Annotated in this window: 18 protein-coding genes and 2 pseudogenes; 11 read left to right on the top strand and 9 right to left on the bottom strand. The window is 50.1% G+C overall.

The window, feature by feature from the left end:
• Positions 1-119: 119 nt before the first annotated feature.
• From JOD78_RS19430 to JOD78_RS19420, 3 genes are all read left to right on the top strand, one after another.
• Positions 120-824, top strand: coding sequence for a hypothetical protein (locus tag JOD78_RS19430; RefSeq protein WP_209567422.1), 705 nt, complete (start codon positions 120-122; stop codon positions 822-824).
• Positions 825-918: 94 nt separating this feature from the next.
• Positions 919-1,215, top strand: coding sequence for a barstar family protein (locus JOD78_RS19425; protein WP_209567421.1), 297 nt, complete (start codon positions 919-921; stop codon positions 1,213-1,215).
• A 188-nt stretch (positions 1,216-1,403) separates the two neighbouring features.
• Complete coding sequence (locus JOD78_RS19420; protein WP_209567420.1) at positions 1,404-1,658, top strand: hypothetical protein; 255 nt, start codon at positions 1,404-1,406, stop codon at positions 1,656-1,658.
• Positions 1,659-1,857: 199 nt separating this feature from the next.
• Here JOD78_RS19420 and JOD78_RS19415 read toward each other — a convergent pair whose 3' ends face one another.
• Positions 1,858-2,421, bottom strand: a complete 564-nt coding sequence (locus tag JOD78_RS19415; RefSeq protein WP_166675591.1) for an alpha/beta hydrolase — start codon at positions 2,419-2,421, stop codon at positions 1,858-1,860.
• 108 nt (positions 2,422-2,529) lie between these two features.
• Here JOD78_RS19415 and JOD78_RS19410 point away from each other — a divergent pair, with 108 nt between their 5' ends.
• From JOD78_RS19410 to JOD78_RS19400, 3 genes are all read left to right on the top strand, one after another.
• Complete coding sequence (locus JOD78_RS19410; protein WP_209567419.1) at positions 2,530-3,000, top strand: Lrp/AsnC family transcriptional regulator; 471 nt, start codon at positions 2,530-2,532, stop codon at positions 2,998-3,000.
• 405 nt (positions 3,001-3,405) lie between these two features.
• The gene (locus JOD78_RS19405) at positions 3,406-3,768 is read left to right on the top strand and encodes a hypothetical protein (RefSeq protein ID WP_209567719.1); all 363 of its coding nucleotides are present in this window, start codon (positions 3,406-3,408) and stop codon (positions 3,766-3,768) included.
• Between the two features lie 135 nt (positions 3,769-3,903).
• Complete coding sequence (locus JOD78_RS19400) at positions 3,904-4,125, top strand: hypothetical protein (RefSeq protein WP_121043187.1); 222 nt, start codon at positions 3,904-3,906, stop codon at positions 4,123-4,125.
• A 13-nt stretch (positions 4,126-4,138) separates the two neighbouring features.
• On the opposite strand, the gene JOD78_RS19395 is transcribed toward JOD78_RS19400, so the two are convergent.
• The 3 genes and pseudogenes from JOD78_RS19395 to JOD78_RS28050 form a co-directional block, all read right to left on the bottom strand.
• Positions 4,139-4,486 (bottom strand): hypothetical protein, encoded by a 348-nt coding sequence (locus JOD78_RS19395; RefSeq protein ID WP_134136752.1) that lies wholly within the window; start codon positions 4,484-4,486, stop codon positions 4,139-4,141.
• Positions 4,487-4,581: 95 nt separating this feature from the next.
• Positions 4,582-4,905, bottom strand: a pseudogene (locus JOD78_RS19390) (helix-turn-helix domain-containing protein); the annotation flags it as partial.
• Positions 4,906-5,415: 510 nt separating this feature from the next.
• Positions 5,416-5,565 (bottom strand): annotated as a pseudogene (locus tag JOD78_RS28050) (capsid portal protein); the annotation flags it as partial.
• 85 nt (positions 5,566-5,650) lie between these two features.
• Between JOD78_RS28050 and JOD78_RS19385 the strand changes: the two are divergent.
• The 5 genes from JOD78_RS19385 to JOD78_RS19365 all read left to right on the top strand — a co-directional run bounded on the left by JOD78_RS19385 (position 5,651) and on the right by JOD78_RS19365 (position 10,740).
• Entirely contained in the window at positions 5,651-6,193 is a 543-nt protein-coding gene (locus JOD78_RS19385) for a CinA family protein (protein WP_227022754.1), read from the top strand.
• A gap of 169 nt (positions 6,194-6,362) precedes the next feature.
• Positions 6,363-6,569, top strand: a complete 207-nt coding sequence (locus tag JOD78_RS19380; protein ID WP_121043183.1) for a KGG domain-containing protein — start codon at positions 6,363-6,365, stop codon at positions 6,567-6,569.
• A gap of 189 nt (positions 6,570-6,758) precedes the next feature.
• Positions 6,759-7,244 (top strand): YetF domain-containing protein, encoded by a 486-nt coding sequence (locus tag JOD78_RS19375; RefSeq protein WP_121043181.1) that lies wholly within the window; start codon positions 6,759-6,761, stop codon positions 7,242-7,244.
• A 632-nt stretch (positions 7,245-7,876) separates the two neighbouring features.
• The gene (locus JOD78_RS19370; protein ID WP_209570847.1) at positions 7,877-9,667 is read left to right on the top strand and encodes an ATP-binding protein; all 1,791 of its coding nucleotides are present in this window, start codon (positions 7,877-7,879) and stop codon (positions 9,665-9,667) included.
• A 17-nt stretch (positions 9,668-9,684) separates the two neighbouring features.
• The gene (locus JOD78_RS19365) at positions 9,685-10,740 is read left to right on the top strand and encodes a DNA cytosine methyltransferase (RefSeq protein WP_209567416.1); all 1,056 of its coding nucleotides are present in this window, start codon (positions 9,685-9,687) and stop codon (positions 10,738-10,740) included.
• Positions 10,741-11,752: 1,012 nt separating this feature from the next.
• Here JOD78_RS19365 and JOD78_RS19360 read toward each other — a convergent pair.
• The 5 genes from JOD78_RS19360 to JOD78_RS19340 form a co-directional block, all read right to left on the bottom strand.
• The gene (locus tag JOD78_RS19360) at positions 11,753-12,046 is read right to left on the bottom strand and encodes a hypothetical protein (RefSeq protein ID WP_204725861.1); all 294 of its coding nucleotides are present in this window, start codon (positions 12,044-12,046) and stop codon (positions 11,753-11,755) included.
• Positions 12,047-12,116: 70 nt separating this feature from the next.
• Positions 12,117-12,353 (bottom strand): hypothetical protein, encoded by a 237-nt coding sequence (locus JOD78_RS19355; RefSeq protein WP_209567415.1) that lies wholly within the window; start codon positions 12,351-12,353, stop codon positions 12,117-12,119.
• A 216-nt stretch (positions 12,354-12,569) separates the two neighbouring features.
• Positions 12,570-12,734 (bottom strand): hypothetical protein, encoded by a 165-nt coding sequence (locus JOD78_RS19350; protein WP_209567414.1) that lies wholly within the window; start codon positions 12,732-12,734, stop codon positions 12,570-12,572.
• 345 nt (positions 12,735-13,079) lie between these two features.
• Positions 13,080-13,310 carry a hypothetical protein gene (locus JOD78_RS19345; protein ID WP_209567413.1) on the bottom strand — a complete coding sequence of 77 codons (231 nt, stop codon included), beginning with the start codon at positions 13,308-13,310 and terminating at the stop codon, positions 13,080-13,082.
• Positions 13,311-13,873: 563 nt separating this feature from the next.
• On the bottom strand, positions 13,874-14,281 hold the full coding sequence (locus JOD78_RS19340) for a response regulator (RefSeq protein ID WP_209567412.1): 408 nt from the start codon (positions 14,279-14,281) through the stop codon (positions 13,874-13,876).
• Positions 14,282-14,338 lie beyond the last annotated feature (57 nt).

Genomic DNA, 14,338 nt, shown 5'->3' with positions numbered 1-14,338 from the left:
CGTAATAGCTAGTCTTGTCTAAGTCGGCAATCGGCCAGAAATAGACTGGACTAGATTTCCTTGTGGAATTCAACTTTCGTCCAAGTCGTCTTAATTTTTTCTGACTAAATTCCTCTGCAATGAGTATCAGTATTCAGACATTTTTAGGGCCAGAAACGGATGACCTCAATCTTCGCTTCGTTCAGGCTTTTGCGGACCTGGGCTTCGGTGTCGAACTTCATCCGGAATTTGTTTTAACAGAGTCTCCTCCAGTCGGTGCTCTATATTTGAAAATCACCGGTACCCCCTCACGCATATGCAGACTGGCGCCGGACGTCCCATTGCTGGTCGCGTTTGGTTACGGTGTCTCCCCCCTCGGTGGGCGCGGGAAAAAACGGCGCACGCGGCTTGGGGTTGGAAGTCCCTGTAGCTATGTTGCTGGATCCAGAACAGCTGCAGGCCGAAGTCCGGCGGCGGGGGTGATGCAGATGTTGGCGATGGCAATCCTTGCAAAAGAAACCGGCGGATATCTTCGTGCGGATGGTGATGCAGTAAGCGTCAATGGGGATGCTGCCGTTGAAGTGGCCATGCAAGAGCTTGCTCATTTTGAAGAATTCAATTTTGACGCTTACGCTCATCGTTTTGAATCGTGGCCTCCCTTGGACAACGATTTGCCATTCACATGGCCATCTGAGATCGTGCCGCCTGTCAAGCCGGCTCAGATTCCCGCAGAGGCGAAAAAGAAGAAAATTTCAATTCTGTTCGGATACAAATTTTCGTGGTTTCATCTGCCTGGAATACTCCTCTTCATTTATTTCGGCGTGGTGACGATTTTTTACTCCTGATGTCGGCTTGATACGATCTAATGCGTACTAATATTTTGTACTGCTTTCGGTTGAAACCGCTGTCAGAAGCAGACTCTTTAATATCCCAAGAAGCATGAAAAAAATCATTCTGGACTGCGCCACGGTAGAAACAGATGACGACTTCTGGAGCCTTTATTGCAAAGCGGTTCAGCCTGAAGGTTCAAATATCTTTGGGCGGAATTTGGAAGCGTTATGGGATGCGGTGTCTGCTGGCGGCCCAGGCTGGCCTGGACCGTGTCAAATTGAATTAATGAATGTAGATGAGTTCGCAAAGCGAAATCCTCGGCTATATGCAGGGTTGCAACGTATCGCGAAGGACTTGCCGGAAAGTTCTTGTGTACAGATCGTTCTCACCAAATCATTGATGTGATTTGGTCCGCAGCATTTTATTGTTCGTAATCGGCCAGAAGCGGTCGTTCAACAAGTCAACGCAATAAGGGCGAAAAGCGAGACGTACATCCGTATGGTCAGCGGCAGCGATGATAAAGTGCGATGCGTTGCATCCGCAATCGGACAATATCTGTGATGGAAAGCACTCAAGTCTGGGAGGATATTGCGATGAAAAATACTGATACCTGTCCAAAATGCTGCTCAAACACGCATGTCCGTAAGAAAACAGTCCTCATTGGTCGAGCGAGTCCAAAGGCCCTATTTTTAGAGGAGCGCGCTGGGTATAAGCGCAAGGATCAACTCGCAGTGGATGAATGCAATCCAGAGAAAATCAGCGATACACCTCTGCAGCAATTTGTTGAGGGTTATTATTGTTCCGTCTGCGACCTCGGCTTCGTCTCCGACGAGATACGGGCCAAGTAGGATTGCCCGGACTAACTTCGCATTTATTCCGCTATCGGCCAGGAGTTGACATGCAGGCCGCTGGTGAATGTCCGCAAATGAACAACCTCTAAATGTTCGACAGTGCTCTAACCTTTAGAGGCTGGTCGCGTCACAAGCCCGTATTGGGCTTTGTTCGATTGGAAACGCAACTGGAATTCTCTTTCCTTGATGAGCATATTTACTTTAGCGTCCCTCTGCCGCAATCGATGGAAGTGGACAATCTTGCGAGCAAATTAAGTCCTTCCGGCCAAGCGCCTAGGTTGCTTTCCGCATTTAGGTGTCCCTTCGCTCCAACCTCGACGAACTCGCTGCCCCAGGCATTGGCGCATTCTCGGCCGTGTTCCACGCTACCGTAGGGATCGTCGGCGCTGCAGACGACGACTGACGGAAACCTTAAGGGAACCAGAGGTAAAGGTGAGAATCCATGCGCCGAGCCACGTGGAAATGAAGGTGCCGCTGGATCGGGAACTGCGACCAGCAAGGCTCCACCAATCTTCTTCCCCGATTGTTCGGCCCAATGTGCCACCGCTAGACATCCAAGGCTATGTGCAACCAGCAGGGTGTTTGCAGGAGCATTGACAAGTTGTCGTTCCAGGGCAGATACCCAGTCGTCGCATTCTACTTTGTCCCAATTTCCGACTATGAGGCGCCGCCAATCCGGATGCGAGGACTGCCATAAGCTCTGCCAGTGAGAAGGGCCAGAATTGCCAATACCGGGAACCACAAGGACGGAATGATGCATTTGCGCAATCTCCATTGATGAAACAGCGCTCATTGTATTGAGGCCGGAACTAGGGCAACATCGACATTCGAATGAATTGGTGGCATTGAATCAATGAATTAACGAAAGATGATGAACTCGGCAAATGAAATTAAAGCGGAGGCATTAGACCGCCTGGACTGGCGCATCTTAGAGGCGCTTCAACACAATGCGCGCATTAGTAATACTGAGCTGGGAAAGCAGATTGGTTTATCTCAACCGGCCATCACGGCACGCATAAAAAAATTAGAAGACCGAGGTGTTATTGAAGGCTACACGACAAGAATAAATTCCCGCCTGGTGGGCCACAATATCTCCGCAATGGTGCGGATTCGTACCACTCACGCGGAGATCAAACGCTGCTTGGCTGCCTTTGAGGCGATGCCAGAGATTATTGATGCGCACCGCATAACTGGGGAAGATTGCTTCATTGTGCGTGTCGTGGTTCAAGAGATGGCACAGCTGGAAGCTGCTATCGATGTGCTGGCACGGTTTGGGCCAGTTACCACTTCAGTAATTCTGGCAAGTTACCCGTCGAAAGTTATCGTTTCAAGGGCTTGAATCATCTTTGCGATTGAGGTCTGTGGTGAATATGATCCCAGTCAGCAGTAAGTCGTCGCCCATGCCCTTGAGATATCTGATTCTTGGATAGAAATGGGTTTCCGGCATAAGCGGGAAACTCTTGTGTGCTGGTGCTATGGGCGGAATCGAACCATCACGTACAAGCTGCATGCAGATTTTTCCGGACCGGCGCTGACTACACCGCCGATTCGCCAGACCTGAATCAATACCATGTGGATTGCGTCGCCTGTTCCCTCCTCATCGACGTGGCCGGCTGGAGCATGAGTGGTGCACACATCGAGGGCCGCAAAGTGGCGGTGGACTGCATCTCTGGGCGGCGCGCGTCGAGCACGAGACGCCGCATTACACAACCGACTGAAAGCCGCTGCCGCGCGTGAGGTGAGCATGCAAGTGATCGTTTATCAGATGCGCCTTAATGGCGTAGAGATTGCCCGCGAGCTGCTGGGCGATGAGGCGCGCAATATCGGCGATTTACGCGTGGGAGTCTTCGAGGATGGTGACCGTCGCCGGCCGACCAAAGGTGCCCGGCTGCAGCGGGACAGCGGCGAGGTCATCATGGAGCTGGTGGATGTCCAGGTGGATGCCATCAAGGCGTCTCGCATGGTCATCAAGCGGATCGAGCGACGCCAGACCGAGCGTGGGGTGGTTGAGTTCGCGCAGGCCAGGCTTTGCGTGCAGGCGGGAATGCCGTTGTTGGAGACCTCATGCGAAAGATTTTTCAAGAGCAGCGGTGGTGCTCAACATTAGCGGTTCTATGGCTTAGCTTGTCTCATTTCTTGGGACGCATATAATTCACGTCTGAAGCAGAAGACCGAAAAGTATTCACCTGGCATCCATCAGTTCCACACAGCCACCGCGCAGTGAGCGATTTAACGAATACTTATGTCCACCTCTCAAACTTTTAGCTTCAAGTACCGTGGCTACGACGTTACCGTCATTGGCTATGAAATTGATGGGGGCTGGCGAATGGCGGTTGAGCTGCGTAATGGCTCAGATATTGAACTCATCCGCGATACCGCGACCGTATATCCTGACTTTCAGAGCATGCGAAGTATTGCCATCTGGACGGCACATTTGAAAATCTCACGCATACCAAGTGAGTGATGGCTGCGCTAGTTTAATGAAAGCCGAAGCCCTCGCCATTTTTCTTAATCGAAGAAGAATTCAAATTCTGCTGCTCTTCTATAAAGAGCAAAAAGTCAACGTGCAGCTTCATCGCCGTCAGGAGTCTAGAAACCCTTGGTTCCATTGAGGTGAAGACCTCCGATGAAGGATGTTCTAGATCGTCAAAAGCCGCGCGGATATCGTCAGGCTGTGCGCCCACCGCCTGCATCTCATTTAAGCAGCTTCTTACCTGTCTTCGTATCAAATCACCGACGACTTCCCCTCGTGAAGCTTTTTTTTCTATCTCCTCTATCGACCGCGTATATCGTCCCAGTATTTCCTTTAACAACACCTCAAACATTTGTTCCCCTGTTTATTTTGGCTTGTAATCGCACGACATTCCTATGTCACTGTTGATTTGCTCGCAGATTTGACCCTCTCCATTTGACCCACCTTCCACCGCCTACCAAAGGCGGCCACACGGTCATACGACCCTTCATATCCCAGTTCTTTTAGATCCAGGAACATCTGTTTCAGGGTTCTTCGTTGCTTTCGAGATTTAACGGACTCAGCGCTCAGCCAAGCGGAGAGCCTGGGAGCAAACTCATCAAGAGAGCTCGGTGAATGCCTTGCTGGGTATGCTGGTTCGATCGCGTCCGACCGGATATAACGGCGAACCGTATTGCGGGAGATGTCCAGGCGGCGGGCGATTTCCCGGATTGAGATATGGTCTCTAATGTACCAGCGTCGAATAATTCCAAGTAGGGCCACGTTTATCACTCCGTTCTCCCGCTCGCTGTCATGAGCAGGATTGTGGTCTAAACATGGGTCAACTTAGGATGCAAATTTCCTGAGAAAGTGGGTCAGATTTAAATGCAATTCAACAACTGAACGAGAAAAACTAGGGGATAGCTGAGGCTTACTGCGAATAGCCTTGCTTGAAGAGAGTGCGCGAAAATCGATGGAAGCTCGATGATGTTCTCAACGTGGAAAAACGATGCAGCGCTAGGGCCGGAAAGAAATGCACAAAAAATAATCGGCACCCCTGAGGCGACAAGCCCCGCTTTGGTACAACGGTCGAGCGTCTTTGTGTTATTCAATTTCTGTCCACGCCAAGGAAATAGTTCAGCTGCTAAGAAATCGAACCTATTCTCGACAAGCGAACGGCCCCTAGCACCAAACTAAGCCATCGGATGATGCAGGCATAGGAGTAGGGCGGCTATCGGGTTTTTCCTTACACTCGGGCATAAACTATTTTAGTTCTCATATCCCGGGATCTTCCGTGCCGTTAGCCTCGCGCAGCTTGTCCACGTCGTTGACGTTGCTGGCGGTGTCGGTCATGTAGGGGATGAAGCCCGCATATGAGCCGTTGAGGTAGTAGCGTCGGCCGAAGAGCGTGGCCGACTCATTGAGCTAGGCCGATTGTAGCGCGCTCACGTAACTGCGGCACCCCATACTCCTCCGGGTTGATTCTGAGGCCTGCAGGTGCAAGAGACCGTCCTGTTGACGGACCAGTGGAGGACACATGCCACAAATTCCATTCAAGGAGACCACGATGAGAGCGATGAGAAGTTCAGGTGAACGGCTGGGCCATATACTTGGAAAACAGGGGATGCATCTGGTAACAGTGGAATCCTGCACCGCAGGTCTTATTGCCGCCGGACTCGGTGACGTCGAAGGTTGTGCAGCGTGGTTGGAGGGAGCCTTTGTCACCTATACGGTAGAGGCCAAACACTGCATGCTCGGTGTTACACAGGATGAGATCGACACCCATGGCTTGACGAGCGAATACGTCGCGGAACGCATGGCGCGCGGTGGTCTGGCAGGTTGCAATGCAAGTTTGGCGATAGCTAATACTGGAGTGGCCGGGCCGGACGATGCGCCCGATGGCACTAAAGCCGGAACAGTGTGCTTTGCTTGGCTGTGGCAGCGCGGTGCCCAGCAGCAGCTCCGAACTTCCACCTGCTTCTTCGACGGCGATCGTCAAGCGGTGCGCCATGCAGCGGCGCTTCACGCGATCAACGAAGCCATTCGCCTTTTGGGGAACGAAGACGAGCGACGCTTGTAAGAGGCTCATCTTCAGATGATCTGGCGAATCCGTCAGCAATTTCGTTCACAGGGTTGCGCCCATCGCCGATAGAGTCTATGGCGTGGACCTCATATGCTTGAACCACGTCGCGCCCGAATCGGTTCGACGGCATGTTCTGAAAACTTCGATTAACCCAAAGGAGCTCATGATGGCAAATCAGCAAAATCAAGGTTCGACTAGCAACCGTGGCTTCGCCTCGATGGACGAGAACAAACAACGCGAGATCGCCAGCCAAGGTGGTAAGGCCGCTCACGAAAAGGGAACGGCACACGAGTTCAGCTCGGAAGAAGCCCGCGAAGCAGGTCGCAAGGGCGGCCAGAACAGCCATGGCGGCAACAGCGGCGACAACCGCTGACATGCACGAAACAAATAAGGGTCCTGCGGGACCCTTATTTGATTACCGTCGACATAGCTGTGCGGTGGCGCGGCTCAGTCAGCATGGAACAACTTTACTAAATAATTTACCCACCCCAGCCGACGATTTTTCATTCGTGATGCATCACCCGACCTCAAGGCCAAGAATTAATGAGGGGCAGGAGCAATAATGCAAATTCAATGGGATGACTTGATCAGCTTTAGCGTCTCGCCACTTGAAATCATTATTCGTGGCACGCTTATCTATCTCTTCCTTTTTGTCTTCTTCCGCTTTGTGCTGAGGAGGGACGCTGGCAACGTTGGAGTAGGTGACTTTCTGCTGGTGGTAATTATTGCCGACGCTTCTCAAAACGGTATGAGTGGGGATTCCGATACTGTGCCCGATGCCTTATTGCTGGTGGTCACGCTAATGGCGTGGAACTACCTCATCGATATCGCCAGTTACCACTCCGCAGCGCTTCGAAAAGTCCTTGAGCCTCGTCCGCTCATATTGGTGAAAAACGGGAAGCTAATGCGCCGGAATATGCGCAAAGAGTTCGTGACTACTGAAGAGATAGAAGCTAAGGTGCGCGAAAGTAATGCCACGTCCCTAAATGAGATAGAACTAATGACGATGGAAAGCGACGGCGAAATCAGTGTACTCAAGAGGCGTTAGACACGGATAAGGTGTATGAACCACGGCTATTCGAGAAACCGCATATGCTAGACATGTAACGTGAGTTGCATATGTGGTTGGGACTCAGTCTGGCAAAGATTTATGGAACGCGTCATGACAGAGACCAAAGTAAAGAAATCTTTTACGGATCATGATCTGCGAGCTAAGTGCGCAAGTGATGCTGAGACGCTAGAACAAGCGAGGGGACTGTTAGCTCACGCGCACAGTCGTACGACCCAGCGGGTATCCCGCCAGCGGGCGGAGGTCGTCCAGCCGCTTAGAGCACAGGGCAGCGCATATAGCACAAAAGGGCTCCAAGCAATCGCTTGGAACCCTTGTGTAATGGTGCTGATGGGCGGAATCGAACCGTCGACCTACTGATTACGAATCTGCGGGGAAAGTTATATAAATCAAAAGGTTAGGATGCTTTTTGCTCCGCAATTCAAGAAAAAGGCGGGTCGCAAGACCAATTAGGGCGCGGCTCATTTTGGATTTGCGGAGCAGAATATTGGGCACGGATTGTGAGCAATGCATGACCCGGCTCAGTGCTGCCGCAGGAAAGCAGATGTACAATACCTCCCCAGAAAATTGCGACATTCTCGCCGTATGAAAATCTTTTTGGGGGAAAGAAAGTGAGTATTCAGCAGATTCTGAGTAATTTGTTGCAGAAAAAACAATTGGAGCCATATATCACTCATTTGCGGTTCCCTCGTTATAAAAATCTGGCCGAAAATCTGCGGGTAGATTTTACGCACCCAATAACTGCTCTGGTTGGGCAGAATGGCACAAACAAAAGCTCGATTCTGCGCGCTTTATATGGAGCACCTGGCTACAACAATCTTGGCAACCTTTGGTTTTCAACCTCGATCGATCCGATCGAAGAGGGGGATGGAGCACCGAACTGCTTCATCTACGGCTATAACAATCCAGAAGCGAAGCAGAACACGGAAGTCTTAAAATCACGGATCAGCAAAGAGGAGGAGCCAGATTATTGGGAGCCGTCACGTCCAATTGCTCGTTATGGCATGCAGCCGTTCAGGCGCGGTTTAGAGGTTGCTCCAGCGGGGGGCACTCGTACGCGCTGGAAAAATATTCGGAAAAACGTTGAGTATATCGACTTCCGATCACAACTAAGCGCATTCGATAAGTTCTTCTATTACGGCCAAGTTCGAAGTCACGGTAACGATCTTAAGGAAAAAAAAGAATATATCCGTGCGCGATCTGTTCGCCTAAAGGCTGCAATAGAAAGCAAAAGCAAATCGGTGAAATGGCACGGCGAACGTATCATTAATTCGGAGAACCTGCTTCTCTCTGCCGACCAGGTCGAGAAAGTCTCGGAGATCTTGGGGCGCGAATATACTGAGATAGCGTTGATTCGTCACAGCTACTACAGCCAAGACGGATATACCGCTCGCATGAAAGCTGCGAACTTGCAATATACGGAGGCATTTGCAGGTAGCGGCGAGTTTTCCGTTGTGGCCTTGGTTTATACCGTGGATAAAGCGCCGCAAGCTTCATTGATCTTGTTGGATGAACCAGAGGTAAGTTTGCATCCTGGCGCCCAGGAGCGGCTAATGACCTACATGGCCGAGGCAGTGAAGAAGATGAAGCATCAGGTTGTACTATCCACACACTCGCCCGCAATTGTCCGTAACCTGCCTCCAGATGCCATTAAACTGCTGATGCTCGATCCTGCATCGGGAAAAGTCATATTGCCGAAGCAGTCGTCACTTCCAGAGGAAGCATTTTTCTACTTGGGCGAGCCACCGGCAGGAAAGTTAATGGTTGTTGTTGAGGATCGACTTGCAACAGCGCTTGTAGAGAAGGTGTTGCAAGCTGAGGGTGAGGCATTCAGTCAGCTATTCAAGGTCGTGTACTATCCAGGCGGCGCCAGCAGTATGTGGACTCACTACGCTCCTAGCTATGCTGCTGAGACGAGAAAGAATGTTTTATTTTTGCTAGATGGAGATCAGTTCGCCTCGGCTATCCCTAATGCCGATGATATTCCGCTAGCAAAGAATGACAAACTGGCTGACATCATAAAGGCCTTTACCGGCTGCTCTGTTGACTTTCCTATCGACGGTGGAAAGAATGGAGGAGACCAGGATCAACTAATCGCAGCGCAACGGCGGTTCATCCAATGGGCATCAAGTTATGTACGCTTCCTGCCCGATGCTAACCCGGAAGCGTTTGTGTGGAACAATATGAACCGTCAGCGGCAGGAGGGCGAGAAACCTCTGACGAACGCTAAAAAGAAGTTCGAGCAGTACACTAAGGATGCGTTAGGCGCGAAAAAATTCGTTGACGTTAACAGTGATGACATTTTCAGTGTTCAGAGAATCGCTCTCGCAACAATTCCAGACGATCATCCTGACTTGTTGGGAATCAGGTCTATTTTGCATGCTTTTGCGCAACAGAAATAAATTTTGGAATTTTGATCATGGCAATCCAAGTCTTTGATTTTTTCTCAGGGTGCGGTGGCACTAGCTGTGGCTTCGAGCAAGCTGGGATGAAGATCGTATTGGGTCTGGATTTCGATCCCGATTCGGCCAATACATTTCAGGCGAACTTTCCTCGTGCTTCTTTTATCCGGGAAGATATCCGAGCGCTTTCCACTGACGTGCTTGCACCATTCATGAAGAATCGAAGGCATCCAGTTTTATTCTCAGGATGCGCTCCATGCCAGCCTTTTTCCAAGCAAAATAAGCATACCGATGAGAGCGATGATCGCCGATATTTGCTCGACGAATTTGCACGTTTCGTAAAAGCTTGGCGGCCTGAATACGTGTTCGTTGAAAATGTCCCAGGTATGCAAAAGATCGCTCAAGAAAAAAGTGGTCCTTTGCCTAGTTTTCTTCGCCTATTGAAGCGTCTTGGCTATAAATTCTCGTTCGGGGTGATCCCGGCGATGAGCTACGGAGTTCCACAGAAACGAGACCGTTTCGTCCTCCTTGCAAGCTTGGACGAGAAGATTCACCTACCAACAGCTACTCACGGCCCTGATCTGAAGCCCTATACCACTGTCCGGACATGGATAGATGGCTTGCCGCCACTACAAGCTGGTGAGGTTTCTGAGGAGGATCCAGATCATGCAGCGGCCAGCTTGTCTGAGCTAAATCTGTTGCGGATACGTTCGACCCCCGAGGGGGGCGGGCGCCATGACTGGCCGCAAGAACTTTGGCTTGATTGCCATAAAACTCATAGTGGACATTCAGACGTCTACGGCCGTCTTGCGTGGGACCGGCCTGCGGCGGGGCTAACGACAAAATGCATAAGCTATTCGAATGGACGTTTCGGTCATCCGGTGGAAGATCGCGCGTTGAGTATTCGCGAGGCCGCCTGCCTCCAAACCTTCCCTCGAGACTACGTTTTTCGAGGTCAGCTTAAGTCGCGCGCTAGGCAGGTCGGTAATGCAGTTCCTCCCCTGATGGCGAAAAGAGTTGGTAAACAAATAATAAGCCATTATAAAAAGCTGGTGCAGGTGCGTGCCTTGTAGAAGTCGGGCTCAGATGCGTCAAATTGCGTCGCTTTTGAAGGGCATCATCCGAGGCGGTAGAGCACGCTGGGCTTGAGTAGGCACCTGGTGCAAATTTGAGTCAAAAGTGACATATGTAGCGGGCAGGCGCGGGGTGGGGGCAACCGCGCGCTAGAAGAGCGGATAATATAAAAATATTGCAAATATGCAACTTTATGGCTGTCCCAAGAATCGTCGGTGTCACGGTTCCGCAAAGGTAATAGGGCGAAGGTTATGAAATATATTTGAGCGAAGCCACCAGGCAGGTTCGTCCCGAGACTGCGATAGCTATATGATGGGTGAACGGCTATGGACAGCCGAATAGGAGCCGTGATGAATTCGCATGAATATTTCGACGTACCTCTCGCTAACCGAACTTCCGCCTCGGAATTCGCTTCGCGATGGAAACTTCAGGCTTTTAACACGCGGGTTCCGACGAGGACCGACGTCGCATTATTACGCCCCGAGGAAGTTTCATCTTTGCTTGAAAATTGGATATGCCGCAGTGCTACAGAAGTTATTCCTAGCCGTTTACAGATATCGCAAGTCAAAAATATTTTGTTGGCTAGGCCAGATGCGTCGGAGCTCGCGAATTTAATCAAGTTCTGTGATCGTAGAATAGGTACAGGAAGCCTACCCTGGTGAGAGAGAAGCCGGAGCGTCTTCATTAGGAGAGCTCTTAAGCTGCTGGGCCGTTCCGAATGTAGCGATCGTCTACAATCCTGCGCCCCTCGGCGACGCCCGCCTCAAGGGCCGCAGAGCTACTCTCATAGATCCATGCTTTGTCAAACCTATACGGCAAGAAGAGAATCCCGTTCCGGTTGATGTATAGCTGCTTAATTACCCACAGCCCTTTTTCTCGACCACACCGGACTAAAATATTAAAGCCTCGATAGGCCTGCTCGGTATAGACGTGATTCATCATCTCCATCCTGATTAGTGGTCTTGTTATTATCGATCGCATATCCGCGCTCTACATCTTTCCACCTTTCTCTCACGCGGGCATCGGAGCGATTGCAAACAATTTCCCCTTCCAAGGCTCAATTGAAGCATCGAAAACTAAAAATACAATTTCCTTATTACCGGTGCCTTCGCGTATAAACTGCGCTATTGCTTTTCGGCATACGATCATCTGCCCTTCTAGGTCGGTAGGTGAATCACAAATTTGAAACTCGGCTCTAGTTCGGCCACTGCCCAACCCGCTTGTAACTTCGACAACCTCTTTCTTACCAATCCTCAGCCATACAAAACCGGCCTCGTGTCCTATATCTTCGAAATAAAATCGCATGGCAGCTCTCTCAAATAAAAGGGCCGCGACTGCGGCCCCTTAACAAACTAAATTACAATCCTGTTGAAGATTACGAGGATTGATCTGCCTTCTCGTTCTCTCCTCGATGTCCTTTTCGATAGATGTTGCCTCCATCATAGCGACGCGGGCCGGCGTCACTTTGCTGATCGGCTTGCTCTTGCTTTTTTCGCTCGTGTTCGGCAGTCGCAAAGCCACCTTCGTGAGAACGCAGAGGTTTCTCATTTTGAGGCGTGAAGCTTGCCTTTCCGATGCGATTGACGCCCTGGTTTTTATTAAAATTCGACATTGTTGATCCTTTAAATCACGGTCTAATATGAGCGTAAATGGACAGGCCGCAATGGCCATTTCTGCTACATCCATATCGCGAGCATTATTCGAAAATAGTGATAGATGTCCGCATACGTGAATGCTGATAACGTGATATTTACGCGCCGAATCCCTCTTGGGTTTCAGCTCTTAATTGTCTACACCATCTTGGCCCAAAGAGGCCATTAAGACAGTGTCAATTCATTCTGGTAAGCGATGGGTGAGCGCTGCGACATGCGATAAGTGCCTCGCACATATTCACACCTTGTGCGAGTAAAACCGCCTCTGCGCGATAAACGCCAGCGAGATTTTTCTTTGAAAAGATTTCGCTGTTACGTTCTGATATGGAGATGCTGTTCATTTGCCATCCATCGGCATGTTGTGTGTAGTTTAGCTCGTATGAAAAGTTGCCAGAGCTATCCGACGTTTGATATGTAGACATGAGAATTCTCGGTCAGTGTGATTGTTAGTTTGGCTTGACCGATGTCGAAGGAATGAACTTCATCCAGGCATTTTGCAAGTCTTCTGTCCAAATTCATAGGCGCTGCTATTTCAAGGCTTTTACAACAGCAGCAGGACGTCTTTTTATTGAGTTGAGGGAAGCGGCGCTACTCGCGCATGCTAGAACTGTATCTAGTGAGCTTTACGACACCCTTGGACGCGCAATACCCGGCACATACGGTCTAGTCTCGAATTTTGAAAAAACCTACTTCTCTCCTCCTCCGCCTTTAACAGCAAGGGTTGCTCGCCGTTTGACACTGCCAACTCTTCCCCACATGAGCCTCTTATTTCTAAAGCTCATTGCTTTTCTGTTGAGCGCTAGAGGATCGCTGAGCTCATTATTCTCAAAATAGCAGTCGCCGTGTAGACGCCGGTGCTCCTCTACAGCCTGTGCAACCTCGTCGCTATTAAAGCGGCTGTTGGAATACAGTTTCATTTTTTCTCCGTATAGGACACGTTGGCATCAAGACATTGTGAGCGTCATGATCTGTTATGTAGTTACTAGTCCTCTGACAAAACCATGCGCCACTGATCGCATAGGTCGTTGGTCTGACCACGACCACGCGCACGCTCGCTAAGCACCTCTTCGACGCACTCAAAATCCTCAAGTCGCCGAGAGTAGCCTGAATATATCTCTGGTCGGGATAGTGGAAAATCCACGCCACCTAAAGTCGGGCACAATGTGTGCCGACCGCTGAACATGTTCATACAGTTCTCCAAAAAGAGCACTTAACGACACCTCAACGGATGGACTCAAGGGAAATAGAACGGAATCGATGTCGGGATGGGGAAACGGACCATGTAAGCTAGCTCTTGCTTACGAGAGGATCCGTGGAGGGATGTGCAGACCTTACTCTTAATTCACGTCGAAAACGAATATGAGACTCATTTATTTTTCAATCGCCGAAGAGTAGTCCATAGTCTTTCCTGTATGGACATATCAGAAATTTTACCGTGGTCATCGAGAAACCTTTCCTCGGAGACTCGACGTGGTAGCTGTTAATTTTTACCTTCACTCCCCTTGGGTGTACAAACAGCCTCCACAGTCGAGATGAGAAGAGAGAGCGAGCAAGGTTTAAGAAGAACGGCCGAAAATACCGTCAAAGTTTCAGTTAGGCTGCGTGTGGGCGTTGCGCTGAGAAGCACAATGGGTATTCCGGCATGACGTGTGTCAGATTTGATTTTTATCGCGAATTCCAGTCCATCCATCACAGGCATACGCAAGTCGGTAAGAATTACATCAACTTCGTATTTTGAGCGGCTCATGACTTCAACGGCCTCTTCGCCATGTCCGGCACATAAGACCTGATAGCCAGCAGCTTCAAATGCATCTACAAAAATACTTCTCACTTCTTCATTATCTTCGACAACCAAAAGGCAACGGATAATGCTGGGTTCTTCTTTCATCGGGAAGTCCTCCGATTAAATGGGCTGCGTCCCGATGATCTAAATGAACAGTATTTG

Origin of the sequence: Herbaspirillum sp. 1130 (assembly GCF_017833835.1) — a bacterium.
Lineage (GTDB): Bacteria > Pseudomonadota > Gammaproteobacteria > Burkholderiales > Burkholderiaceae_D > Herbaspirillum > Herbaspirillum huttiense.
Note: the sequence above shows the minus strand (reverse complement) of the source record. Positions and strands in the feature narration are given on the sequence as shown.

Coding starts and splice junctions, on each gene's coding strand:
- JOD78_RS19415 (WP_166675591.1), bottom strand. CDS start 2,421: ATGCATCATTCCGTCCTTGTGGTTCCCGGTATTGGCAATTCTGGCCCT.
- JOD78_RS19375 (WP_121043181.1), top strand. CDS start 6,759: ATGCAAATTCAATGGGATGACTTGATCAGCTTTAGCGTCTCGCCACTT.
- JOD78_RS19430 (WP_209567422.1), top strand. CDS start 120: ATGAGTATCAGTATTCAGACATTTTTAGGGCCAGAAACGGATGACCTC.
- JOD78_RS19365 (WP_209567416.1), top strand. CDS start 9,685: ATGGCAATCCAAGTCTTTGATTTTTTCTCAGGGTGCGGTGGCACTAGC.
- JOD78_RS19400 (WP_121043187.1), top strand. CDS start 3,904: ATGTCCACCTCTCAAACTTTTAGCTTCAAGTACCGTGGCTACGACGTT.
- JOD78_RS19395 (WP_134136752.1), bottom strand. CDS start 4,486: ATGTTTGAGGTGTTGTTAAAGGAAATACTGGGACGATATACGCGGTCG.
- JOD78_RS19380 (WP_121043183.1), top strand. CDS start 6,363: ATGGCAAATCAGCAAAATCAAGGTTCGACTAGCAACCGTGGCTTCGCC.
- JOD78_RS19385 (WP_227022754.1), top strand. CDS start 5,651: ATGCCACAAATTCCATTCAAGGAGACCACGATGAGAGCGATGAGAAGT.
- JOD78_RS19405 (WP_209567719.1), top strand. CDS start 3,406: ATGCAAGTGATCGTTTATCAGATGCGCCTTAATGGCGTAGAGATTGCC.
- JOD78_RS19410 (WP_209567419.1), top strand. CDS start 2,530: ATGATGAACTCGGCAAATGAAATTAAAGCGGAGGCATTAGACCGCCTG.
- JOD78_RS19360 (WP_204725861.1), bottom strand. CDS start 12,046: ATGCGATTTTATTTCGAAGATATAGGACACGAGGCCGGTTTTGTATGG.
- JOD78_RS19420 (WP_209567420.1), top strand. CDS start 1,404: ATGAAAAATACTGATACCTGTCCAAAATGCTGCTCAAACACGCATGTC.
- JOD78_RS19350 (WP_209567414.1), bottom strand. CDS start 12,734: ATGAACAGCATCTCCATATCAGAACGTAACAGCGAAATCTTTTCAAAG.
- JOD78_RS19425 (WP_209567421.1), top strand. CDS start 919: ATGAAAAAAATCATTCTGGACTGCGCCACGGTAGAAACAGATGACGAC.
- JOD78_RS19345 (WP_209567413.1), bottom strand. CDS start 13,310: ATGAAACTGTATTCCAACAGCCGCTTTAATAGCGACGAGGTTGCACAG.
- JOD78_RS19340 (WP_209567412.1), bottom strand. CDS start 14,281: ATGAAAGAAGAACCCAGCATTATCCGTTGCCTTTTGGTTGTCGAAGAT.
- JOD78_RS19355 (WP_209567415.1), bottom strand. CDS start 12,353: ATGTCGAATTTTAATAAAAACCAGGGCGTCAATCGCATCGGAAAGGCA.